This window comes from Sphingomonas sp. 2SG, from assembly GCF_005503285.1.
Lineage (GTDB): Bacteria > Pseudomonadota > Alphaproteobacteria > Sphingomonadales > Sphingomonadaceae > Sphingomonas > Sphingomonas taxi.
Genome location: NZ_SCMZ01000006.1, coordinates 25,297 through 46,461, shown reverse-complemented (window position 1 = coordinate 46,461; position 21,165 = coordinate 25,297). Strand labels below are relative to the sequence as shown.

Sequence of the window (21,165 nt, the reverse complement as noted above, 5' to 3'; positions counted from 1 at the left end):
CGTCCGGATCATGCCGGCTTATCGCCTTGATCCGCAACGCCTAACTCGCGGCAGAACAAGGAGACGGACATGACCGACCAGACCTATCCCCTCGGCCAGCGCCACGTGAAGCGGCTCGGCTATGGCGCGATGCAGCTCGCCGGCCCCGGCGTCTTCGGACCGCCGCGCGATCGCGACGAGGCGCTCGCGGTGCTGCGCGCCGCGGTGGCGGCGGGCGTCGACCATATCGATACCAGCGACTTCTACGGCCCGCACGTCACCAACCAGCTCATCCGCGAGGCGCTGTCGCCCTATCCGCAGGATCTGGTGATCGTCACCAAGATCGGCGCGGGGCGCGGCGCGGACGGATCGTGGCTGCCGGCCTTCGCCCGCGACGAACTGGTCGCGGCGGTCGAGGACAATCTGCGCAACCTCGGACGCGAGACGCTCGACGTCGTCAACCTGCGGCTGATGTTCGATGCGCATGGCCCGGCGGAAGGCTCGCTCGCCGCGCCGCTCGCCGTCGTCGCCGATCTCCAACGGCAGGGGCTGGTGCGGCAGATCGGGATCAGCAACGTCACGCCGGCCCAGATTGCGGAGGCGCGCGGCATCGCCGAGATCGTCTGCGTGCAGAACCAGTATAACCTCGCCCACCGCGACGACGATGCGGTGATCGATATGCTGGCGGCGGCGGGCATCGCTTACGTGCCGTTCTTCCCGCTCGGCGGCTTCAGCCCGCTCCAGTCCGCAGCCTTGTCGGCAGTGGCGACCGAGCTGTCGGCGACACCGATGCAGGTCGCGCTCGCCTGGCTGTTGCAGCGCTCGCCCAACATCCTGCTGATCCCCGGCACGTCGTCGCGCGCGCATCTGCACGAGAATCTGGCGGCGGCGGCGCTCATCCTGCCCGAGGCGGCGATCGCCACCCTCGATGCGATCGGCCGACCCGCCTAATCGCCGGCGATCGGCATGCCCTCGATCATCCCGCGGATGCGGGTGGTGAGCGCGTCGATCGCGAAGGGCTTGGTGATCATCTGCATGCCGGGTTCGAGGAAGCCGTTGGCGATCGTCGCATTCTCGGCATAGCCGGTCATGAACAGCACCTTCAGCTCGGGGCGCTGCTGGCGCGCGGCATCGGCGACCTGGCGGCCGTTGAGGCCGGGCAGGCCGATGTCGGTGACGAGCAGGTCGACGCGCATGCCGGACTGGAGCAGCTTCAGCCCGGCAGGGCCGTCCGCCGCCTCGACCGCGCGATAGCCGAGGTCGCGCAGCACCTCGGCGACGAGGTCGCGCACCGCCGTCTCGTCCTCGACGACCAGCACCGTTTCGCCCGCGCCGCGATGCGCGTCATCCGGCACAGCGAGGATCGCGTCGGGGGCGTCCGCCTCACCATGGTGGCGCGGCAGATACACTTTGATCGCGGTGCCGCGGCCGAGCTCGGAATAGATGCGGACATGGCCCTCCGACTGGCGGGCGAAACCGTAGATCATCGACAACCCCAGGCCGGTGCCCTGGCCGATCGGCTTGGTGGTGAAAAAGGGTTCGAAGGCGCGCGCGATCGTCTCGGGCGCCATGCCGGCGCCGGTGTCGGTGACGCAGACGCAGACATAGTCGCCCGCGCCGACCTCGCGCTGCTGCGCGACATAGGCGGCATCGAGCTGCGCGTTGCACGTCTCGATGGTCAGCGTGCCGCCGTCGGGCATCGCGTCGCGCGCGTTGATCGCGAGGTTGAGGATCGCGCTTTCGAGCTGGTGCGGATCGCAGCGCGTCCGCCACAGCCCGACCGCGCCGACCATCTCGAGCGCGATGCTCTCGCCGATCGTGCGCCGGAGCAGTTCCTCCATGCCCGCGACCAGCCGGTTGGCGTCGACCGCCTTGGGGTCGAGCGGCTGGCGGCGGGAGAAAGCGAGCAGCCGATGGGTCAGCGCCGCGGCGCGATTGGCGGAGGTGATCGCGGCGGTGGCATAGCGTTCGACCTTGTCGGTCTCGCCGCGCGCGAGGCGCCGCTGCAACAGGTCGAGCGAGCCGATCACCCCGGTCAGCAGATTGTTGAAATCATGCGCGATCCCGCCGGTGAGCTGCCCGACCGCCTCCATCTTCTGCGCCTGACGCAACTGCTCCTCAGCCTGTGCCAACGCCGCCGCCTGTGCCTTTTCGGCGGTGACGTTGCGGCCGGAGGCATAGGTCATGTCGCCTGCCGGCGCCGCCACCCAGGCGATCCAGCGGATCGAGCCGTCCCTGTGGCGATAGCGGTTCTCGACATCCGCCTTGCCGCCCGCGGCGGCACGGCGATAGGCGCCGATCGTCTCGTCATGATCCTCGGCGACGATGAAATCGCTGACGTGGTGGCCGACCAGCTCGTCGGCGGCATAGCCGAGCATCCGCGTCCACGCCGGATTGGCGCGGCGGATCACCCCGCCGGCATCCATCACCAGCATCAGGTCGGGCGACGTCTCCCACATCCGGTCGCGCTCGGCGGTACGTTCGGTGACCTCGTCACCCAGCCGTTCGTTGAGCCGCTGCAACGCCTCCTCGGCGGCGCGACGGGCGGAGATGTCGTTGAACAGCACGGCGACGCGGCGATCGGCGGGGGCGCCGACGCGAAAGGCCGCGATGTCGAACCAGCGGCCGAGCGCCGCCGACCCCTGTTCGAACCGGATCGGTTCACCACTGACGGCGACGCCGCCGTAGATCTCATACCAATGCTCCTCGAGATCGGGCATCGATTCGCGCAGCCAGCGGCCGTGGATCGCCGCGGTGAAACCGGTCTGGCGGTAGAAAGCGGGATTGGCTTCGACGACGCGATAGTCGGTCGGGGTGTCGGCGGTGCCCGGTGCGACCTCGACGACGCAGAAGCCCGATTCGATCGATTCGAACAGCGTGCGATAGCGCGCCTCGCTATCGGCGAGCCGCCGCTCCGCCTCGCGCCGATCATGGATGTCGATCACCGAGCCGATATAGCCGAGAAAGACGCCATCCGGCCCGAACCGCGGCGAGGCGGCGTCGATCGCCCAATGATAACTGCCGTCGGCATGGCGCAGCCGATAGTCGAGGCGGAACGGCACGCGTGCCGCATGCGCCGCACGGAAGATACGCGCCGCCTCCGCCCGATCGTCCGGGTGGGTGACGTCGAGCCAGCCGGCGCCCTGCGCCTCGGCGGGGGTCTGGCCGGTGAAATCGTACCAGCGGCGGTTGAGATAGGTGCAATGGCCGTCGTGATCGGTGACCCACATCATCACCGGCGCATGATCGGCCATGTTGCGGAAGCGCGCCTCGCTGTCGACCAGCTCGCTGCGGGTGCGCGCCAGTTCCTCCGCCTGGGTGCGGGCGCGCGTCTCGTCGCGCGCGATCTTGAGGAAGCCGCTGTGGCCGCCGTCGCGCTCGATGATCGGATGCGTCGAACCGGTCATGAACACGCGCGTGCCGTCGGCGCGCAGATGCCAGCGCACGTCGGGCGCGCAGCCTTCGGCGGCGGCGGTGGCGCATTCGCGCGCGGGGATACCGGCGTGGCGATCCTCGGGCAGGAAGAGATCGTCGATCGGCCGGCCGATCGCCTGCTGCTCGGTCCATTCGAACGACGCCTCCGCGCCGGCGGACCAGCCGGTGATGCGGCGATCGGTGTCGGTGGTGACGATCGCATAATCGCGGGCGCTGTCGAGGATCAGCCGCAGCCGCTCCTCGCTGGCGCGCAACTGGTCGTAGCGGCGATCGCGCGCCTCGACCGCACGGCGGAGATCGAGCTGCGCCATCACCTGCCGGGAAAGGATGCGCAGCGTTTCCTGCTGGAGATCGGTGAACGGACGGACGCGATGGTCGAGCACGCACAAGGTGCCGATCGCCAGCCCGTCCTCGGTCTTGAGCAGCGCACCGGCATAGGCACGGATATGCGGTTCGCCGACCACCAGCGGGTTGCAGTCGAAGCGGGCGTCGCGGGTGAGATCCGGCACGACGAGCAGATCGTCCTCCAGCAGCGCCCTGGCGCAGAACGAACTTTCCAGCGGCGTCGCGCGCACGCCGAGACCCACCTCGGCCTTGAAGAACTGGCGGTCGGCGGCGATCAGGTTGATCACCGCGATCGGCGCATCGCACAACCGGGCGGTCAGCGCGGCGAGCTCGTCGAACGACGCCTCGCGCGGCGTATCCATCACCGCATAGCGCGCCAGCGCTGCCAGCCTCCGCGTCTCCCGCTCGTTGATGGCGTCCATATCGGTCGATGATCCAGCCATATGCGGGGGTGTGCGGTCGACGACCGCCCTCGATCATGTACCGAAATGGCCCGAAACCGGCAATGGCCGCGGCGCGGCGTTGGTCCCGCCGTCGGCAGTGGATAAAGCGCCAATGGTCTCAGCATCTTACCCTCGTCGCCAGGCGCATTTTCGCTGGTCAAGGTTGGGCGGGCGGGGCACCCTGCCCCCCGCCTCCGCTCCAACCTTCGGTATCGATCATGCGCTTTCTTCTCGCCGTCGCGCTGCTGGCAAGCGGTGCCGTCGCCGGCCAGCCACCCGAACGGGGTACCGGCCGCTATCCCGCCTTGTTCGAGGAGCGAGCCGACCTGCCCAACCATGTCGTCTATCGCCCGGCCGATCTGACGCGGCTGAAGGGCGAGCGGCTCGGCATCTACGTATGGGGCAACGGCGGGTGCAGCGCCGACGGGACGAGTTCGCGCAATCACCTGCTGGAAATCGCCTCGCACGGCTATCTGGTCATCGCCGCCGGCCGCATCCCCCGTGCGACGCCGGCGCCGCCGCCCGCCGCATCATCCGCTGCTCCGTCTACCACCACGCCCGCAGCCCGGCTGACGGTGGCGACGCCGACGCGGCTGCTCGTCGATGCGATCGACTGGGCGCAGCGGGAGAACGGCCGCGCCGGCAGTCCGCTCCGCGGCCATATCGCGGTCGATCAGGTGGCGGCGTCGGGGTGGAGCTGCGGCGGGCTGCAGGCGCTGGCGACCGCGCAGGATCCGCGCGTCAGGACCGCGATCATCATGAACAGCGGCTTCTTTCCCGATGGCGCCAATCCGATCGCCGGGATCGTCTCGGACAAGGCGTTGCTCGCCGGGCTGCACGGCCCCGTACTTTACGTGCTCGGCGGCGCGACCGACATCGCCGCCGCGAACGGCACCGACGATTTCCGGCGAATCGATCGCGTCCCCGCGGCGCTAATCAACATCCCCGTCGGGCATGGCGGAACGTATATGCAACCGCATGGCGGAGTCGGCGCGATCGTCGCAACCACCTGGCTCGACTGGCAGTTGAAGGGCAAAACCGCCGCAAAAGCCGCTTTCGTGGGTCGGAAATGCCGATTCTGCCACGATCCGCGGTTGACGCTGACGCGCAAGAACTTCAATTAGGCGCATTGGTGCCCACCGAAAGCAAAGACCTTCCATGCAGATCATCGTTCGCGACAATAATGTCGATCAAGCCCTCCGCGCCCTGAAGAAGAAGCTCCAGCGGGAGGGTGTCTACCGCGAGATGAAGCTCCGCCGGCATTACGAGAAGCCGTCGGAAAAGCGCGCCCGCGAGCATGCCGCCGCGGTGAGCCGTGCGCGCAAGGCCGATCGCAAGCGCGCCGAACGCGACCGCTGATCCCCGTCGAATGATGCCACCGCCGTCCGGCCCCGGCCGGACGGCGGTGGTGCGTCAGCCGTTCGCGACCGCCTTGGCGAGGACCGGACTCTGCTGATGCTGGACGACCCGCCACACCTCGTGCTCGAGTCGGCGGATCGTCGAGGTGCAATGCGCCTCATAGGCTTCGCCGTCGCGCTGCGCGTGGACGTGATAGCCGATGACGATCAGGCCCTCCTGCGGCCGTGAGACCCGACGCTCGCTCAGCTCCGCCGCGTTCCACACCGGCGTATCGGCGACCGCATCGATCGCCTCGCTGCCGCGCAGCACGAACGGCGGCCGCGGCAGCACCATGACGACCTCGGGGTCGACCTTCTCGCGGTAATTGTCGGGACCCTCGGTCCACAGGCTCTGCTCGAAGCTCCACAAACGGCTGTCGTCCATCGCATTCTCTCCCATGAGGTCAGGGAGGAAGCGGGGCGCGACCCCGAATGTTCCCGCCGCGCCCGACGCAAATGCCTGCCCCGGCCGCGTCACCAACCGCGCCATGGTGCGTTGGCGCCTCTATCACAGGAGGCATCATGACCGACGACATCGCCATTCGTACCCGCCAGCGCGAGATCGCCACCGAGCATCTGCTGTTCAAGCTGATGGAATATGTCGAGGCGCGCCATCCCGGGCTGCTCGACTATATGGAGCACAGCCTCGATCATCTCGGCGATCCCGCCGGTGACGGCAGCAAGGACGACGATGCCGTGCGCACGATCGCCCAGCGCATGATCGTCGGTGCCCGCGCCGAGCGCAAAGGCTGACGCTCGCCGGTCAGGCGGCGGCCGGTTCCGCCGCCGGATCGCGCGCCAGCGCCCGGCGCAGCGCGGTCACCTCCGCGTTGAGCGCCGCGAGCCGCTCGCGGCTGATTCCGGTGCGTTCGACGATCATCGGCGCGAGACAGCCGGTCTCTCGCCAACGCTCGCGGCCTTCGACGGTCAGGCGCACGCGGACCTGACGCTCGTCGGCTGGATTGCGCAGCCGCGTGACCAGCCCCGCCGCCTCCATCCGCTTCGCCAGCGGCGTGATCGTGCTCGGCTCGAGCGCGAGCCGTTCGGCGATCGTGCCGACCGGCACGCCGTCCTCGGCGCCGCTCACCACCTGGAGCACCAGGAATTGCGGATAGGTGATGCCGAGGCGATCGAGCACCGGCTTGTAGGCGCGGTTGATTGCGATCGTCGCGGCGTACAGCGAGAAGCACAATTGTTCATCGAGCGGCAGCGGGCCGGGCATCGTCACTCTCCTTGCCAGCGGCTTAGCACGAAAATGGTTATCGCGACAAATAGTTCTGGACGATAGAGTGCGCCCTCCCTAGATAGTTATCGCGATAACCAAACAGGAGATTGATCATGTCGGTCGACGTCAAATACAGCACCACCGCCACCGCAACCGGTGGTCGCGACGGTCATGCCCGCTCGGACGACGGCAGGATCGACGTCCAGCTCGCGACGCCCAAGGAACTCGGCGGCGCCGGCGGCGACGGCAGCAATCCCGAACAATTGTTCGCCGCGGGCTATTCGGCCTGTTTCATCGGCGCGCTGAAGGCGGCGGGCCGCGAGCTCAAGGTCAAGGTCCCTGACGACGTCACGGTCACCGCCAAGGTCGGCATCGGACCGCGCTCCGAGGGCGGCTTCGGCATCACCGCCGATCTGCAGGTGTCGCTGCCCGGCGTCGAGCGCGAGCAGGCGCAGACGCTGGTCGACACCGCGCACCAGATCTGCCCCTATTCCAACGCCACCCGCGGCAACCTCGACGTCGGCCTGACGCTGGTCTGATCGTCGCCCATATCCTCCCCGCCAGGGTGGGGAGGATACAATCGCCGCCGCGCGTCAGCCCAATCGGGATACGGATGCGATCGTACGGATTGTAGCCTGCGAACCCGTTTCGGAGAGCATTGCATGATCCGCTCGTTTCTCATCGGCTTGGTCGCCGGCCAGCGCGGCATCACCCCGCTGGCGGTGATCGCCACCGCCACCCGCCGGGAGGAGATTCCGGCGACGCTGCCGTTGCAGACCTTGTTGCGCAATCCGGTGATCGCCGCCGGCACCGCGGCCTTCGCCGCGGCGGAGATGGCGGGTGACAAGATGAAGACCGCGCCCGACCGGATCGTGCCGATCGGCCTCGCCGTGCGCAGCGTCACCGCAGCCTACGCCGGTGCCGCGCTGGCACCGCGCGACAAGAAGGTGCTCGGCGCCGCGGTCGCGGTCGGCAGCGCGCTCGCCGCATCCTATTTCGGCTGGCGGCTGCGCTGTGCGGCGATGGCGCGCTACGGCCAGACCGCGACCGGCTTCGTCGAGGATGCGATCGTCTTCGGTGCCGGTCTGGCGATCGCCAATCCTAAATTGGTGTCCGGCAAGGCCTGACCCGGCGGCGTTTACTGCACCGTAGCGAGGGCTGCCATCAGCAGCGCAGCGACGCTGGGATAGAAGGTGAGCGCGAAGCCCAGCGCGCGCGCCTCGGCGCCGTCGCGATAGCCGGTCCAGAACAACAGCCGTCCGGCGGTGAAGCAGGCGGCGAACAGCGCCACCGGCACCCGCGCATGATCGCTCAGCAAGGTCAGAGCGCCATAAGCGACGAGGGCGAGCAGCACCTGTTCGGCGGTGTTGCGCAGGATCGCGTTGGCGGCATCGACCTGTGGATCCGCGCCGTTGCGGCCATCGATCGCCCCGTCGGAGACGAAGCGCCGCCGCGCCACGTCACCGATCGCCGCCGCCAGCCACAGGCCGAGCACCAAGGCGGCGATGCCGAGCGTGGTCAACCGGCTTTCGAGAATCGCCGCCGCGCTGCGGCTATAGCCGAGGATCGCCGCGGCGATCGTCAGCCCCAGGCCGATGCCGATCCCGCGCGCCACGCCGGTCTGCGCCTTGCGCAAGCGCGGGGCGGGCACCGGCTCGCTCACACCAGCAATCCCTGCAGCAATTTGGGCAAAGTGCCGGTTTCACCCCGCGCCTCGGCCATGAAGCGGTTCTTGAGCGGCGGCACCTTGTCGACCGCACCGATGCCGAAGCGGCGGACCGCGCTGGCGGTCTTGCCGGGGATGCCGAACAGGCGGGTCAGCGTGTCGGTGGCGGCGGCGACCATGAACGTATCGAGCCCGCGCCAGCGCTGATAGCGCTCGAGCAACGCGGGGTCGCCGAGATCGAGGCCGAGCCGCTTGCCCTCGACGAGCACCTCGGCGAGCGTCGCGACGTCGCGCAGGCCGAGATTGAGCCCCTGCCCCGCGATCGGATGGATGCCGTGCGCCGCGTCGCCGACCAGCACCAGCCGTTCGGCGGTGACCCGCGCGGCATGGTGGAAGCCGAGCGGATAGCTCGCACGCGGACTCGGCGCGGTCAGTTCGCCGAGGAAGCCGCCCATCCGCTTGCTCGCCTCGGCGAGGAAGGCGCGGTCGCCGAGCTTCATCATCGCCGGGCCGTCCTCGCCCTTCACCGACCAGACGATCGCCGAGCGATGGCCGATCTCGTCGTCGGGCAGCGGCAGCAGCGCGAACGGCCCCGAGGGGTAGAAGATCTCGTAGGCGATATCCTCGTGCGGATATTCGTGGTGGAAGGCGCCGACGATTGCGGCGTGATCGTACTGCCAGCGCGCGACGGCGATCCCGGCCGCCTCGCGCGTCGGCGAGTTGCGCCCCTCCGCGGCGATCAGCAGCGGCGCGGTGACCGTCGCCCCCGAATCGAGCGTCGCGGTGACGCCCGCGGGTCCGCGCACGACGTCGACCGCGCGCGTTTGCATGCGGAGATCGACATGCTTCGCCGCGCTCGCGGCCTCGAACAAGGCGGTCCGCAACCGCTTGTTTTCGTACATCGTACCGAGCGCGCCGTCGCCCGCGTCGGGACGGAAATCGAGCTTGCCCGGCTCCAGCCCGTCGCTGACCCGGATGTGGCGGATCGCGCAGCCATGGCCGGCGAGCACCGCGCCGATGCCGATCGCATCGAGCATCCGCCCGCTCGCGCTGGCGATCGCCGAGGCGCGCCCGTCGAAGCCCGGCGCGAGCATCACCGCCGGATCGGCGGGATCGATGACGATGCTGGTCAGCCCATGCGCGTCGAGCGCGAGCGCGAGCGTCGCGCCGACCAGGCCACCGCCCAGGATGATGACGTCCGTGTCCATATCGTCTCCCTACGCCTGCCGCGCGCAGGTGCCAACGGTGGCATGCGTCGATCCGTCGCAGCCAACCGCCTTGACGTAACGCGCGCGCGGCCCGATGATTCCCGGGCATTTCGCACATTGAAGGGATCGGGGATGGCGAGCCGTGCGCAGCCAGGGCTGTTGCGTGAGACGGTGAAGGCAGGGGCGGTACGCGGCGGTGCCTTGATCACCGCGATCGCGCTGTTCCTCGTCACCGCGCTGATGGTGCTGGCGCTGACCAGCTATCATGCCAGCGACGCGTCGCTCAACACCGCCTCGGGCGGGCCGATCCTCAACCTCGCGGGACCGCCGGGGGCGTGGTTCGCCGATCTCGCGCTGACGCTGTTCGGGCCAGCGGTGGCGCTGCTGCTGCCGATCGCGCCGATCGTCGCGATGCGGCTGTGGCGCGACCAGCCGCCGGGTCGCTGGCTGGCGATGCTGCGCAACGCCGCGATCGGCGTCGCGCTGATGGCCGCGGCGCTCGCCTTCGTCTCCGATTCGTCGGTGCTGGCGCTGCCCGCCGGCTGGGGCGGCGTGATCGGCCTGTCGGTCGCGCATCTCGTCCAATGGGGGCTGGGCTTCCTCGGCCAGGCCGGCGCCGAACGCTGGATCGCGCGCGGCGTCGGCCTGATCGCCGGCGTCGCCGGCATCGTCATCTGGGCGAAGAGCCTCGAGATCGACCTCGGCGAGCGCCGCTTCCGCCTGCGCCGGACGCGCGTCGCCGCCGATGGCGACGATCTGCTCGACGCCTATGACGATAGCGACGACGAGGAAGACGAGGAGCCGCTGCAGCTCGCGCGCAAGGTGATCGAGCCACGCGCCGTCGCCGAACCCGATACCCGCCCCGCGCCGGTCATCGCCGACCGCGCGGTGGCACCGTCGGCCGCCAAGCCCAAGCCGCGCCAGCAGAGCCTCGACCTCGGTCACACCTATACGCTGCCGCAGCTCGACCTGCTCACCCCCGCGCCGCCGGCGCCCAAGGGGCAGATCGACAAGGCGGCGCTGGAACGCAATGCGCGGCTGCTCGAGAACGTGCTCGACGATTTCAAGGTGCACGGCGTCATCAACGAGGTGCGCCCCGGCCCGGTCGTGACGATGTACGAGCTGGAGCCCGCCCCCGGCATCAAGGCGAGCCGCGTCATCGCGCTCGCCGACGATATCGCGCGCAACATGTCGGCAGTATCGGCGCGCGTCGCGGTGATCCCGGGGCGCAACGTCATCGGCATTGAGCTGCCCAACCAGAAGCGCGAATCGGTATCGCTGCACGAACTGGTCGGCAGCCAGACATTCGAGGATCAGGCGGCGCAACTGCCGATCATCCTCGGCAAGAACATCGCCGGCGATCCGGTGATCGCCGATCTCGCACCGATGCCGCATTTGCTGGTTGCGGGTACCACCGGCTCGGGCAAGTCGGTCGGGCTCAACTGCATGATCCTGTCGCTGCTCTACCGGCTGACGCCGGAACAGTGCCGGATGATCATGATCGATCCCAAGATGCTCGAATTGAGCATGTACGACGACATTCCGCATCTGTTGTCGCCGGTCGTCACCGATCCGGCCAAGGCGGTGCGCGCGCTCAAATGGGCGGTCGAGACGATGGAGGACCGCTATCGCCAGATGTCGTCGGTCGGCGTGCGCAGCCTCGCCGGCTTCAACGACAAGGTCCGCGCCGCCAAGGCCAAGGGCCAGCGGCTCGGCCGCCGCGTGCAGACCGGCTATCATCCCGAGACCGGCCAGCCGGTCTATGAGGAAGAGCAGCTCGATTACGAACCGCTGCCGCAGATCGTCGTCATCGTCGACGAGCTCGCCGATCTGATGATGACGGCGGGCAAGGAGGTGGAATTCCTGATCCAGCGGCTCGCGCAGAAGGCGCGCGCGGCGGGCATCCATCTCATCATGGCGACGCAGCGGCCATCGGTCGACGTCATCACCGGCGTCATCAAGGCGAACCTGCCGACGCGGATCAGCTTCCACGTCACCAGCAAGATCGATTCGCGCACCATCCTCGGCGAACAGGGCGCCGAACAGCTGCTCGGCAAGGGCGATATGCTCTATATGCCCGGCGGCAAGGGCATCGTCCGCGTCCACGGCCCGTTCGTCAGCGACGACGAGGTGCGCGCCATCGCCGATCACTGGCGCAGCCAGGGTCAGCCCGACTATATCACCTCGGTCACCGAGGAGCCCGAGGACGGCTTCACGCTGGAAGGATCGCCGGAAGGCGAGGATTCGGCCGAGGACCAGCAATATCGCGCAGCGATCCAGCTGGTGTGCGAATCGCAGAAGGCGTCGACGAGCTGGCTGCAACGCCAGTTGCGCATCGGCTACAATTCGGCGGCACGACTGATCGAGAAGATGGAGAAGGACGGCATCGTCAGCCGCCCCGACCACGTCGGCCGTCGCGAGGTGCTGCGCGATACCGAAGGGCACGCGATCTGAGCGAACGGTTTCCCCGACCCTTCGTCCTGAGCCGGTCGAAGGGTGGGGAACGGACCCTCCCCGCCCCTTGCGCGGTTAAGCGGTCGTTCAATGCCACAGGACCACAGGACCCGCATGATCCGATACGCTCTAGCAATCGCCGCGATCGTGGCCCCCGCCGCGCTGCCGGCCCAGGCGACCGGCGACCTCGCCGCGGTACAGCGCCACCTCCAGTCGATCACGACGATGACGGCGGACTTCACCCAGACCGACCGCAACGGCAAGGTGCTGACCGGCACCTTCACGCTCAAGAAGCCCGGCAAGCTGCGCTTCCAATATGAGAAGGGCGTGCCGATCCTGATCGTCGCGGAGGGCGGCGCGCTGACCTTCATCGACTATTCCGTCCGCCAGGTGCAGCGCTGGCCGATCAAGAACTCGCCGCTTGGGGTCCTGCTCGATCCCGGCCGCGACATCACCCGCTATGCCCGGGTGGTGCAGACCGGCAACGATCGCGTCGTCTCGGTCGAGGCGAACGATCCCAAACATCCCGAGATCGGCCGGATCACGATGATCTTCGCGCGCGACGCCGCGGCGCCGGCGGGGCTGGCGTTGCAGGGCTGGGTGCAGCTCGACAGCCAGAACAACCGCACGACGATTCGCCTCGCCAATCAGCGCTTCGGCGGGGCGGTTAGCGACGGAACGTTCAAATGGGTCGACCCGCGGAGGGCAAATACCCGATAATGAACGGGAAGTCCCGGCGCCATTCATCGCCGCGACAGGTTCGCGCGGGTAGAAGCCTCCTCGCGGATGTGGGGCGTCCGGGATTTTTCCCCCTGTTGCCCGGATGACTAGACCCACTTCCCGCCTGCGTGACGAACGCCAGGTCGGCCCTCGCTCCATGCCCCCGGAGCGGGGGCCTTTCCGTTTCCGGGGTCCATCGACGGTCCTTGCCGGCTTGATGCGATGGCGCGGCACGGCTAGCCGATAGGATGTCGTCGCTCTGGCGGTCCCGCCTGCCCCTCGCTACATGGCGGCGGTGAAGATCGTCTCCTGGAATATCAATTCCGTCCGCTTCCGGATCGCCATCGTCGAGCAGTTCCTGCGCGAGGCGGAGCCCGATATCCTGTGCCTGCAGGAAACCAAGGTGATCGACGAGGACTTCCCGTTCGAGATGTTCCGCAGCCTCGGCTACGACCATATCGTCATCCATGGCCAGCGCATGCACCATGGCGTCGCGATCCTCAGCCGGGTCCCGATCGCCGAGGACGACCGCTTCGACTGGCAGGCCAATCGCGAGGCGCGCCACGTCGGCGTCCGCCTGCCTAACGGCGTGCGGCTGGAGAACGTCTACGTTCCCGCCGGCGGCGACGTGCCCGATCGCGATGTGAACCCCAAGTTCGGGCAGAAGCTCGATTTTCTCGAGCGGATGACCGATTGGTCGGCACGCCTGGATGGCCCGACGATCCTCACCGGCGACTTCAACATCGCGCCGCTGCCGAGCGACGTGTGGAGCCACAAGGCGCTGCTCAAGACGGTCAGCCACACGCCGATCGAGGTCGCCGCGCTCGACCGGTTGCAGGCGTCGAACGACTGGGTCGATCTCGGCCGCCACTTCCACCCTGCCCCGGCGCGGCTGCATACCTGGTGGAGCTATCGCTCGCCCGACTTCACCAAGAACGATCGCGGCCGGCGGTTGGATCATATGTGGGCGAGCGGCGACGCGGCCAAGGCGGCGCGCGCCCATATGGTGTTCGAGGATTGCCGCAGCTGGCTGACGCCGTCGGACCATGTGCCGATCATGACCGAGTTCGCCTTTTGAGCGGCGCACGCGACGTCGCGCGGGCGATCGATGCGTTGCGCCGCGGCTGGCCGATCGCGATCCATGCCCCCGGCGAGCCCCCCCTGCCCCTGCTCGCGGTCGAGACCGCCGATCCGCGCGGGCTGGAGGCCTTCATGACGGGCGGGGTCGGTCCGCTGCTGATCTCGGACGGTCGCGCGGCGACGCTGAAGCTGACCAATCAGCTCGCCGCCGCCGATCCCGATACGCCGGTAGTAATCGAGGCGGCGCCGTGGCTCGACTTCAGCACCGCGGTGGCGCTTGCCGATCCGCAATTCGATCTGGCGACGCCGCTCAAGGGGCCGTTCCGCACCGCGGCAGTGACGCGGCCCGCCGCGAGCCTCGCCGCAATCCGGCTGGCGCGGATCGCCGGGCTGCTCCCCGCCTTCTTCATCGACGGCAGCGGTCCCGAAGTGACGATCGCCCCCGCGGCGATCGACGCGCATCAGGACGCGCGCGCGCTGCACCTCGCCACGCGCGCGCGCCTGCCGGTCGATGGCGCCGAGGATGCCGAGATCGTCGCCTTCCGCGCGCCCGATTCGAGCGACGAGCATGTCGCGCTGCTGATCGGCCAGCCCGATGGCAATCCGCCGCTGGTGCGCTTGCACAGCGAATGCCTGACCGGCGACGTGCTCGGCAGCCTCAAATGCGATTGCGGCCCGCAATTGCGCGCCGCGATCGCCGCGATCGCGGCGAATGGCTGGGGCATCCTGCTCTATCTGCGGCAGGAGGGGCGCGGGATCGGGCTGGTCAACAAGCTGCGCGCCTATGCCCTGCAGGATCAGGGATTCGATACCGTCGACGCCAACGTGCGACTGGGCTTTGCGGTCGACGCGCGCGATTTCGGGGTGGCGGCACGGATGCTGGACCTGCTCGGGCAGCGGGCGGTGCGGTTGATGACCAATAATCCGGCGAAAGTGGCGGGACTGGAAGCGGCCGGGGTACGCGTGGTGGAGCGGGTGCCGCACCAGCTGCCGCCCAATCCGCATAATGCGCGCTATCTCGCGACCAAGCGCGATCGGACCGGGCACCAATTGTAAGCCTGGTCCGCTGCGCTACGCGCTGAACGCTTCGGGATCGACGAGTCCGGTCAGGCGGCGCGCTGCGCGGCGCGCGAAGGCCAGGGTGCCGCGTTTGCGCACATGTGCAGGAAGCGGCACCGTATGCGCCTCGCGGATGATCGCGGCGTCATAGCGGTCGGCGACGATCACCCCGGTCCGTTCGGGCAGGAACGCTGCGCCGTCGAGCGGCGCGGTGTCGAACCCCGCCGGCACCGCCCAATAATAACGGTCGCAATGCGCAAGATAGTCCGGCCACTTGCCGTCGCTGAGCAGGTCGGCGCGCGACACCTTGATCTCGACGACGATGAGCTGGCCGCGCGCGTCGATCGCCATCAGGTCGGCGCGACGGCCGCCCTCAAGCGGGACCTCGGCGATGGTGGTGATATCGTGGCGCAGCAGCATCCGCGTCACGCCGCGGGCGACATCCGCAGCACAGATCGCGGGATCGCCGCCGTCCAAACACGAAGCGGGGGCCATGTCCAACATGACCCCCGCTTAGGAACATTATGCGAACAGGACAAGCCTGCCCGGATCGATCAACGATAGAAGACGTGGTTGCCGATCATCGCGATCTTGGTGACGTTGCCGGCGGGGCGGCGGTTGGGCGTGTTGAAGAACAGCGCCTTGGGGGCGGGGCTTTCCCACGCCGCGGCGAGCGCGATCTTGGCGACGGCGAGCGCGGTGCGATAGGCGGCGCGGCCTTCGTCGATCGACGGGATCTCGCCGCCGCGCACGAAGCTGAACTGCCCGCGCTGCTTGACCACCGAGCAAACGTCGGTCGGGAAACGGCCCGACTTCGAGCGGTTGATGATCACGTTGGCTACGGCCAGCTGGCCGGCAAGCGGCTCGCCCTTCGATTCGAAATAGATCGCGCCCGCGAGGCAGCGCTGCGTCGCGTCGACCCGGTCGGCGTCCTGCGCGGCGACGGCTTCGGCGAGGGTGTTGAAACGGTCGTCTTCGGCCTGCTGCTCCGTGGGGATCGGCTCGACCATCGCGGCGGCCTGCGGCGTGGCGCTGGCGGCGGAAACGGGAACCGACACGGGGCTGACCGTGTTGATGATCTGAATGGTCGAGGCCGGCGCGGGAATCGACGTCCGGTCGATGTCCGAGGCCTTGACGGGCGAGCTGTGGCTGATGAGGCCCGCCAGAGAAAAAGTCATCGCCGCGATGGCCGCGGCGCGCTGCATAATCGTCATCTACGTATTCGATATGCGGTTGGACCACGGACCCGATCGGCCAGGCCGATCGTCCGGGCATCCCCCCGACTGCGTCACCGACCCGGATCGCACCCAGGCACAGCACAACGCGCATTCACTGTGCGCGTGGCCTTCGTCACACCGCTGTCATGAGTCAATTCGACGCGATCGTTTCAGCGGCGAACCGTTCGGCTTCCGGGATGTCCAGTTCGATTACCCACAAATCCGGATCGGATTGGCGCCGCCGCCGCCAATAGGCCTCGGCATCCTCGGTCTGGTCCGAATCGGTCAGAGTGGCTTGCCCATCGAAGTCGATCCGGCGTTCGAGCACGCGCGTTGGGCCGTGCCGATCCTCGATCAGCAGCAGGATTGCGCCGCCCTGAGCCTCGCCCTTGGCACGCACCATCGCGATGCCGCCGGCGTCGTTGACCCGCCTCAGCAGCGCGCCGACGATCAGATGCGTCGGCAGCCGGCCGGTCATGCGCTGCGATAGCCGGGCAGGCCCGACAGCGCGATCTGCGAGCGCATGAAGGTGCCGGTGCCGCGCGCGACCTCCTCGCCCTCGGCGTCGATCAGCCGCGCGTCGGCGACGTAGACGCGGCGCTTGCCGCTGATCCAGCGGCCCTCGGCGACGACCGGCCCGGCCTTCAGCGGCCGGGTCAGCAGCAGGTTGAACGCGGTGGTGAGCAGGAAGCGATCGGTGACGAGGCTGTTCGCCGCATAGAAAGCGGCGTCGTCGAGCATCTTGAAATAGCTGGTGCCATGGACCGCGCCGGCGGCGTGATAATGATCCTCGGTCAGCCGGAAGTGGATGCGCGCGACGCCCGCCTCGACGATCTCCAGGCGGGATTCGAACAAGCGGTTGATCGGCGCCGCGGCATAGAGCGATTCCAGCGCGCGATAATGCGCCAGCGCGCCGGCGTCAGGCGGCATCGCGCGCGGCGTCGGCGGTGAACAGGGCATAGAGCGCATCGCGCGATCCCGCGCCGCGCAACTTGGCGAGGAAGGTGCGGTCGCGCAGCCGCCGCGAGACGCGGGCGAGCGCCTTGAGATGCTCCGCCCCCGCGTCGACCGGCGAGACCAGCATGAAGACGAGATCGACCGGCAGGTCGTCGACCGCGTCGAACTCGATCGGCTGGGCGAGCCGCATGAAGACGCCGGTGACGCCGGACAGATCGGGCAGGCGGGCGTGGGGAATGGCGACGCCGCCACCGAAGCCGGTCGAGCCGAGCTTTTCGCGTGCCGCCAGCCGCTCGGCGGCCAGTCGGCCGTCGAGACCGAGCGCGTCCGCGGCGGTGCAGAGCTGGGTGAACAGCGCCTTCTTGTGCGCGACGGCCACGCCCTCATAGACCGCCTCGGGGCGCAGCAGATCGCTGAAGTCGTGCATGCGTTACTCGAATAAACGAAAGGCCCCGCCGGGCCTCTAACGGAACCGGCGGGGCGGGGGAAGGTCAGCGTGCGGCGGACTGGACCGCCTGCTCGCGCTGCGGCTCGACCCAGCCGATCGTGCCGTCGCCGCGGCGATAGACCATGTTGTACGAACCGGTACCCGCATTGCGGAACAGCAGCGCCGCGGTGTTGCGCAGATCGAGCATCATCACCGCATCGGACACGCTGGCATCGGGCACGTCGACGCGCGTCTCGGCGATGATCAGCGGTGCGTCGCCGACATCCTCCTCGCTCGGGGCCGATTCCTGGAACAGGGTGTAACCGGCATTGTCATAGCCCATGTCCTCCTGGATCGCGGCGGCCTCGCCGGCGTGACGGTCCTTGAGGCGGCGCATGTAGCGGCGCAGCTGCGTCTCGATCTTGGCGGCCGCCCCGTCGAACGCGGGATGCGCCTCCTGCGCCTGGTGGCTGCCCTTGAGCACCAGGCCCTTCATGACGTGGACGACGATATCGCATTTGAAGCCGACGTCGTGCGGCCCCTTGCCGAACGTCACCTCGGCGGAGATGGCGCGTTCGAAATGCTTGGTGGCGATACCCTGGAGTCGGTCGCTCACGTGATCCTTGAGCGCGTCGCCGGTCGCGACCTGATGACCAGAAATCCGGATATCCATTATATTCTCCATCATTGTGGGCTGGCCTGTTGGCCTTCACCCGGTTGACGTCATTCCAACGCCCCGACCCCCCAAAGCGGATCCTGTAACTTCGAAACAAATGCTGCGTGCGCTGCAAGTTCCGCGTCCGACGGGCGGAAGACGCGCGGCGGACGGACGGTGACGGGGCGGCGTACCGCGACCTGCGTCGTGGTGGCGATGGGCGCGTCGCTGACCAGGCCGAGCCCGATCTGGCGACCGCCGAGCAATTCGACATAGACCTGCGCAAGGAGCTGCGCGTCGAGCAGCGCGCCGTGGAGGACGCGGTGCGACCGGTCCACGCCGAAGCGCGAACACAAAGCGTCGAGCGTATGCTTGGCGCCGGGATGGCGGCTGCGCGCGATCTGCAGCGTGTCGACCATCCGTTTGACGTGGACGATCGGCCGGCCGCAGCGCTGGAGCTCGCCGTTGAGGAAGGAGAAGTCGAAGCCGGCATTGTGCGCGACCAGCGGCGCGTCGCCGAGGAATTCGATCAGCTCGTCCACACCCTGCGCGAACTTCGGCTTGTCGCTGAGGAAGGCTTCGGAGATGCCGTGCACCGCCTGCGCTTCGGCGGGCATGTTGCGTTCCGGGTGATAATAAGCGTGGAAGGTGCGGCCGGTCTCGACACGGTTGACCATCTCGACGCAGCCGATCTCCACCAGCCGGTCACCACCGGCGAAGCTCAGGCCGGTGGTTTCGGTGTCGAAGACGATCTCGCGCATCCCACCTTTATCAGCCTGCCGGCGGCGCCATGCAAGCGATGACGTGGCGAACCGCCGCACGCGTCCGCTCAAGCGGGACGTCGGTGGCGATGACATAGGTGGCGCGGGCGCGCTTGTCGGCGTCGGGGAGCTGGCGGGCGAGGATCGCGTCGAACTTGGCCGCGGTCATGCCGGGGCGGGCGAGCGTCCGCGCGCGCTGGACTTCGGGCGCGGCGGAGACGACCGCGACGGCGTCGACGTGGCGGTCGCCGCCCGTCTCGAAGAGCAGCGGCACGTCGAAGACGACGAGCGGCGCGTCGGCATGTGCCGCGAGGAAGGCGGCGCGCTCCCCGGCGACGGCGGGATGGACGATCGCCTCGAGCCGCTTCATCGCGGCATCGTCACCGAGGACCGCGGCGGCGAGGGCAGGGCGATACACTCCCTCCGCACCGGTGGTGCCGGGAAAGGCCGCCGCGATCGCCGCGACGAGCCGGCCGCCGGGACCTTGCAGGCGATGGACCGCGGCATCGGCGTCGAAGACGGGCACGCCCTCGGCCGCGAACATCGCCGCCACCGTCGACTTGCCCATGCCGATCGAGCCGGTGAGGCCCAATATCGTCACGCCAGCAGTGCCTCGCGCAATTCGTCGTCGCGATCGCGCGGCGGTTCGGCGCCGAAGAACAGTTCGAAGGCGAGGGCGGCCTGGCCGATCAGCATCTCGAGGCCGTCGACCGTCTCCAGTCCGCGGGCGCGGGCGGCGGCGAGGAGGGGCGTCTCGAGCGGCGAATAGACGATGTCGTAGACGACGCTATCTTCACCAAGTTCACGCAGATCGAGGTCGAGCGGGGGCTGGCCGGTCATGCCGAGCGTGCTGGCGTTGACCAGCAGGCCGGTGTCCGGGGGCAAAGGGGCCGACAGCGGCAGCGCCTGGCCCTTGAGCCCGAAGGCCGATAACAAAACGCCTGCTTTCAATACGTTACGATTGAGCAGCGTGACCGGGCCGACCGCCATCCGGGCGAGCGCGAACAGGATCGCGCGCGCCGCGCCACCGGCGCCGATCACCGTCACCGCGCGGCCGGTGAAATCGAAACCGGCGAGCGGTGCGTAGAAGCCGCCGGCGTCGGTGTTGGTACCGACCGCGACGCCATCCTCGGCGCGGAAGACGGTGTTGAGCGCGCCGATGCCGCCGCGCACGTCGCCGCGATCGTCGACATGGTCGAGCGCGGCGAGCTTGTGCGGCATGGTGACGTTGCAGCCGCGCCAGTCCGGGTCGTCGCGGCGTGCGGCGAAGAAGGCGGGCAGGTCCTCCGCCGTCACCAACGTCTTGCGATAGTCCGCGTCGAGGCCGAGCTGATCGAGCCAGAAGCGATGGATGATCGGCGATTTCGACTGGGCGATGGGGTCGCCGATCACTTCTGCGTAGGGCCGGCCTTCGCCGGCGGGGGCATAGGAATGGGTCATGCGGGGATCACTTCGCGGGTCCGGAGATAGTCGAGGACGTTGAGCAGCGGCAGGCCGAGCACGGTGAACTGGCTGCCGTCGATGCGGCTGAACAGCTGCGCGCCGGGGCCTTCGATCCGGTAGCAGCCGACGCAGCCGGCGATCGCCGGCCATTCCATGTCGAGATACGATTGGATGAAGCCGGGGGAGAGCGGGCGGACGTGCATCCTCGCCGCCTCGACGTGGCGCCAGACCGGGCGGCCGTTCTCGGCGATCACTGCGGCGCTCCACAGATCGTGGCGCGCGCCCGACATGCGGGTCAGGTGATCGGCGGCCTGGTCGCGGCTCTCGGGCTTGTCGAGCAGGCTGCCGTCGGCGAGCGCGACGACGCTGTCGCTGCCGAGCACGAGCCGGCCGGGATGGCGGAGGCTGACCTTGACTGCCTTCAGTTCGGCGAGCGCGTCGGCGAGGTCGCGCGGCTTGCTGCCGGCGAGGGCGGCCTTGGCGGCATCCTCGTCGACGCCGGCGGCGGTCGCCTCGAACGGCACGCCGGCGGCGGTGAGCATCGCGCGGCGGGAGGCGCTCTGCGAGGCGAGGAGGATCATGCGGGGGCTTTCGTCATTGCGGTGTTAGTCCCCGCTTCTCATCCCGGCGGAGGCCGGGAGCCATGGGGGCGATGTGGCTGGTGGTGGTGCGCCACGCCGGCCTCCCGTGTCCA

The 21,165-nt window shown here is 68.7% G+C and carries 25 protein-coding genes; 10 read left to right on the top strand and 15 right to left on the bottom strand.

The window, feature by feature from the left end; genetic code table 11:
• Positions 1-69: 69 nt before the first annotated feature.
• Positions 70-930, top strand: a complete 861-nt coding sequence (locus tag FFS23_RS04370; protein WP_137897603.1) for an aldo/keto reductase family oxidoreductase — start codon at positions 70-72, stop codon at positions 928-930.
• Here the strand turns inward: FFS23_RS04370 and FFS23_RS04365 are convergent.
• On the bottom strand, positions 927-4,181 hold the full coding sequence (locus FFS23_RS04365; RefSeq protein WP_171009349.1) for a PAS domain S-box protein: 3,255 nt from the start codon (positions 4,179-4,181) through the stop codon (positions 927-929). The genes FFS23_RS04370 and FFS23_RS04365 overlap by 4 nt on opposite strands.
• A gap of 239 nt (positions 4,182-4,420) precedes the next feature.
• Here FFS23_RS04365 and FFS23_RS04360 point away from each other — a divergent pair, with 239 nt between their 5' ends.
• Both FFS23_RS04360 and rpsU read left to right on the top strand, forming a co-directional pair.
• On the top strand, positions 4,421-5,326 hold the full coding sequence (locus FFS23_RS04360) for an alpha/beta hydrolase (protein ID WP_137897601.1): 906 nt from the start codon (positions 4,421-4,423) through the stop codon (positions 5,324-5,326).
• A 34-nt stretch (positions 5,327-5,360) separates the two neighbouring features.
• On the top strand, positions 5,361-5,561 hold the full coding sequence (rpsU, locus tag FFS23_RS04355) for a 30S ribosomal protein S21 (protein ID WP_037535892.1): 201 nt from the start codon (positions 5,361-5,363) through the stop codon (positions 5,559-5,561).
• 54 nt (positions 5,562-5,615) lie between these two features.
• On the opposite strand, the gene FFS23_RS04350 is transcribed toward rpsU, so the two are convergent.
• On the bottom strand, positions 5,616-5,984 hold the full coding sequence (locus tag FFS23_RS04350; RefSeq protein ID WP_137897600.1) for a nuclear transport factor 2 family protein: 369 nt from the start codon (positions 5,982-5,984) through the stop codon (positions 5,616-5,618).
• 137 nt (positions 5,985-6,121) lie between these two features.
• Here FFS23_RS04350 and FFS23_RS04345 point away from each other — a divergent pair, with 137 nt between their 5' ends.
• Positions 6,122-6,352, top strand: coding sequence for a hypothetical protein (locus FFS23_RS04345; protein ID WP_038664583.1), 231 nt, complete (start codon positions 6,122-6,124; stop codon positions 6,350-6,352).
• 10 nt (positions 6,353-6,362) lie between these two features.
• Here FFS23_RS04345 and FFS23_RS04340 read toward each other — a convergent pair whose 3' ends face one another.
• Positions 6,363-6,821 (bottom strand): MarR family winged helix-turn-helix transcriptional regulator, encoded by a 459-nt coding sequence (locus FFS23_RS04340; protein ID WP_137897599.1) that lies wholly within the window; start codon positions 6,819-6,821, stop codon positions 6,363-6,365.
• Between the two features lie 116 nt (positions 6,822-6,937).
• On the opposite strand from FFS23_RS04340, the gene FFS23_RS04335 reads away from it, so the two are divergent.
• Both FFS23_RS04335 and FFS23_RS04330 read left to right on the top strand, forming a co-directional pair.
• Positions 6,938-7,363, top strand: coding sequence for an organic hydroperoxide resistance protein (locus FFS23_RS04335; RefSeq protein ID WP_137897598.1), 426 nt, complete (start codon positions 6,938-6,940; stop codon positions 7,361-7,363).
• 123 nt (positions 7,364-7,486) lie between these two features.
• Complete coding sequence (locus FFS23_RS04330) at positions 7,487-7,951, top strand: DUF4126 domain-containing protein (protein ID WP_137897597.1); 465 nt, start codon at positions 7,487-7,489, stop codon at positions 7,949-7,951.
• A gap of 11 nt (positions 7,952-7,962) precedes the next feature.
• Here the strand turns inward: FFS23_RS04330 and FFS23_RS04325 are convergent, their stop codons facing one another.
• Positions 7,963-8,487 (bottom strand): MAPEG family protein, encoded by a 525-nt coding sequence (locus FFS23_RS04325; RefSeq protein WP_249340515.1) that lies wholly within the window; start codon positions 8,485-8,487, stop codon positions 7,963-7,965.
• Positions 8,484-9,698: a UbiH/UbiF/VisC/COQ6 family ubiquinone biosynthesis hydroxylase gene (locus tag FFS23_RS04320; protein WP_137897595.1), complete on the bottom strand. Its 1,215-nt coding sequence runs from the start codon at positions 9,696-9,698 to the stop codon at positions 8,484-8,486. The genes FFS23_RS04325 and FFS23_RS04320 overlap by 4 nt, the downstream gene beginning before the upstream one ends.
• 132 nt (positions 9,699-9,830) lie before the next feature.
• Here FFS23_RS04320 and FFS23_RS04315 point away from each other — a divergent pair, with 132 nt between their 5' ends.
• The 4 genes from FFS23_RS04315 to ribA all read left to right on the top strand — a co-directional run bounded on the left by FFS23_RS04315 (position 9,831) and on the right by ribA (position 15,008).
• On the top strand, positions 9,831-12,152 hold the full coding sequence (locus FFS23_RS04315) for a DNA translocase FtsK (RefSeq protein WP_137897594.1): 2,322 nt from the start codon (positions 9,831-9,833) through the stop codon (positions 12,150-12,152).
• 114 nt (positions 12,153-12,266) lie between these two features.
• Entirely contained in the window at positions 12,267-12,872 is a 606-nt protein-coding gene (locus FFS23_RS04310) for a LolA family protein (protein ID WP_137897593.1), read from the top strand.
• A 286-nt stretch (positions 12,873-13,158) separates the two neighbouring features.
• On the top strand, positions 13,159-13,950 hold the full coding sequence (locus FFS23_RS04305) for an exodeoxyribonuclease III (protein ID WP_137897592.1): 792 nt from the start codon (positions 13,159-13,161) through the stop codon (positions 13,948-13,950).
• Complete coding sequence (gene ribA, locus FFS23_RS04300) at positions 13,947-15,008, top strand: GTP cyclohydrolase II (RefSeq protein ID WP_137897591.1); 1,062 nt, start codon at positions 13,947-13,949, stop codon at positions 15,006-15,008. Before FFS23_RS04305 ends, ribA begins: the two co-directional genes overlap by 4 nt.
• Before the next feature lie 15 nt (positions 15,009-15,023).
• Here the strand turns inward: ribA and FFS23_RS04295 are convergent, their stop codons facing one another.
• From FFS23_RS04295 to FFS23_RS04250, 10 genes are all read right to left on the bottom strand, one after another.
• Positions 15,024-15,515, bottom strand: a complete 492-nt coding sequence (locus tag FFS23_RS04295) for an MmcB family DNA repair protein (RefSeq protein ID WP_137897590.1) — start codon at positions 15,513-15,515, stop codon at positions 15,024-15,026.
• A 50-nt stretch (positions 15,516-15,565) separates the two neighbouring features.
• Positions 15,566-16,225 (bottom strand): cell wall hydrolase, encoded by a 660-nt coding sequence (locus FFS23_RS04290; protein ID WP_137897589.1) that lies wholly within the window; start codon positions 16,223-16,225, stop codon positions 15,566-15,568.
• Positions 16,226-16,379: 154 nt separating this feature from the next.
• Entirely contained in the window at positions 16,380-16,706 is a 327-nt protein-coding gene (locus FFS23_RS04285; RefSeq protein WP_137897588.1) for a DUF1491 family protein, read from the bottom strand.
• Positions 16,703-17,158, bottom strand: a complete 456-nt coding sequence (locus FFS23_RS04280; RefSeq protein ID WP_038664619.1) for a PaaI family thioesterase — start codon at positions 17,156-17,158, stop codon at positions 16,703-16,705. Before FFS23_RS04280 ends, FFS23_RS04285 begins: the two co-directional genes overlap by 4 nt.
• Complete coding sequence (locus FFS23_RS04275; protein WP_038664622.1) at positions 17,148-17,612, bottom strand: PTS sugar transporter subunit IIA; 465 nt, start codon at positions 17,610-17,612, stop codon at positions 17,148-17,150. The genes FFS23_RS04280 and FFS23_RS04275 overlap by 11 nt, the downstream gene beginning before the upstream one ends.
• 64 nt (positions 17,613-17,676) lie before the next feature.
• Positions 17,677-18,285, bottom strand: a complete 609-nt coding sequence (gene hpf / locus FFS23_RS04270; RefSeq protein WP_038664624.1) for a ribosome hibernation-promoting factor, HPF/YfiA family — start codon at positions 18,283-18,285, stop codon at positions 17,677-17,679.
• A gap of 50 nt (positions 18,286-18,335) precedes the next feature.
• Positions 18,336-19,028 (bottom strand): DNA polymerase III subunit epsilon, encoded by a 693-nt coding sequence (gene dnaQ, locus FFS23_RS04265; protein ID WP_038664627.1) that lies wholly within the window; start codon positions 19,026-19,028, stop codon positions 18,336-18,338.
• Between the two features lie 10 nt (positions 19,029-19,038).
• Positions 19,039-19,629 (bottom strand): dephospho-CoA kinase, encoded by a 591-nt coding sequence (coaE, locus tag FFS23_RS04260; RefSeq protein ID WP_137897587.1) that lies wholly within the window; start codon positions 19,627-19,629, stop codon positions 19,039-19,041.
• A complete protein-coding gene (gene aroE, locus FFS23_RS04255; RefSeq protein ID WP_137897586.1) occupies positions 19,626-20,468 on the bottom strand; it encodes a shikimate dehydrogenase in 843 nt (280 codons plus the stop codon). Before aroE ends, coaE begins: the two co-directional genes overlap by 4 nt.
• Positions 20,465-21,052 carry a Maf family protein gene (locus FFS23_RS04250; RefSeq protein ID WP_137897585.1) on the bottom strand — a complete coding sequence of 196 codons (588 nt, stop codon included), beginning with the start codon at positions 21,050-21,052 and terminating at the stop codon, positions 20,465-20,467. Before FFS23_RS04250 ends, aroE begins: the two co-directional genes overlap by 4 nt.
• Positions 21,053-21,165 lie beyond the last annotated feature (113 nt).

What these genes read in the sequence shown, in the direction of transcription:
- FFS23_RS04295 (WP_137897590.1), bottom strand. Translation starts at nt 15,515, where the DNA reads ATGTTGGACATGGCCCCCGCTTCGTGTTTGGACGGCGGCGATCCCGCG.
- FFS23_RS04280 (WP_038664619.1), bottom strand. Translation starts at nt 17,158, where the DNA reads ATGCCGCCTGACGCCGGCGCGCTGGCGCATTATCGCGCGCTGGAATCG.
- rpsU (WP_037535892.1), top strand. Translation starts at nt 5,361, where the DNA reads ATGCAGATCATCGTTCGCGACAATAATGTCGATCAAGCCCTCCGCGCC.
- FFS23_RS04360 (WP_137897601.1), top strand. Translation starts at nt 4,421, where the DNA reads ATGCGCTTTCTTCTCGCCGTCGCGCTGCTGGCAAGCGGTGCCGTCGCC.
- aroE (WP_137897586.1), bottom strand. Translation starts at nt 20,468, where the DNA reads ATGACCCATTCCTATGCCCCCGCCGGCGAAGGCCGGCCCTACGCAGAA.
- FFS23_RS04250 (WP_137897585.1), bottom strand. Translation starts at nt 21,052, where the DNA reads ATGATCCTCCTCGCCTCGCAGAGCGCCTCCCGCCGCGCGATGCTCACC.
- FFS23_RS04275 (WP_038664622.1), bottom strand. Translation starts at nt 17,612, where the DNA reads ATGCACGACTTCAGCGATCTGCTGCGCCCCGAGGCGGTCTATGAGGGC.
- FFS23_RS04310 (WP_137897593.1), top strand. Translation starts at nt 12,267, where the DNA reads ATGATCCGATACGCTCTAGCAATCGCCGCGATCGTGGCCCCCGCCGCG.
- FFS23_RS04285 (WP_137897588.1), bottom strand. Translation starts at nt 16,706, where the DNA reads ATGACCGGCCGGCTGCCGACGCATCTGATCGTCGGCGCGCTGCTGAGG.
- FFS23_RS04345 (WP_038664583.1), top strand. Translation starts at nt 6,122, where the DNA reads ATGACCGACGACATCGCCATTCGTACCCGCCAGCGCGAGATCGCCACC.
- FFS23_RS04305 (WP_137897592.1), top strand. Translation starts at nt 13,159, where the DNA reads ATGGCGGCGGTGAAGATCGTCTCCTGGAATATCAATTCCGTCCGCTTC.
- FFS23_RS04290 (WP_137897589.1), bottom strand. Translation starts at nt 16,225, where the DNA reads ATGACGATTATGCAGCGCGCCGCGGCCATCGCGGCGATGACTTTTTCT.
- FFS23_RS04315 (WP_137897594.1), top strand. Translation starts at nt 9,831, where the DNA reads ATGGCGAGCCGTGCGCAGCCAGGGCTGTTGCGTGAGACGGTGAAGGCA.
- hpf (WP_038664624.1), bottom strand. Translation starts at nt 18,285, where the DNA reads ATGGATATCCGGATTTCTGGTCATCAGGTCGCGACCGGCGACGCGCTC.
- dnaQ (WP_038664627.1), bottom strand. Translation starts at nt 19,028, where the DNA reads ATGCGCGAGATCGTCTTCGACACCGAAACCACCGGCCTGAGCTTCGCC.
- FFS23_RS04320 (WP_137897595.1), bottom strand. Translation starts at nt 9,698, where the DNA reads ATGGACACGGACGTCATCATCCTGGGCGGTGGCCTGGTCGGCGCGACG.
- FFS23_RS04365 (WP_171009349.1), bottom strand. Translation starts at nt 4,181, where the DNA reads ATGGACGCCATCAACGAGCGGGAGACGCGGAGGCTGGCAGCGCTGGCG.
- FFS23_RS04330 (WP_137897597.1), top strand. Translation starts at nt 7,487, where the DNA reads ATGATCCGCTCGTTTCTCATCGGCTTGGTCGCCGGCCAGCGCGGCATC.
- FFS23_RS04370 (WP_137897603.1), top strand. Translation starts at nt 70, where the DNA reads ATGACCGACCAGACCTATCCCCTCGGCCAGCGCCACGTGAAGCGGCTC.
- FFS23_RS04350 (WP_137897600.1), bottom strand. Translation starts at nt 5,984, where the DNA reads ATGGACGACAGCCGTTTGTGGAGCTTCGAGCAGAGCCTGTGGACCGAG.
- FFS23_RS04340 (WP_137897599.1), bottom strand. Translation starts at nt 6,821, where the DNA reads ATGCCCGGCCCGCTGCCGCTCGATGAACAATTGTGCTTCTCGCTGTAC.
- FFS23_RS04335 (WP_137897598.1), top strand. Translation starts at nt 6,938, where the DNA reads ATGTCGGTCGACGTCAAATACAGCACCACCGCCACCGCAACCGGTGGT.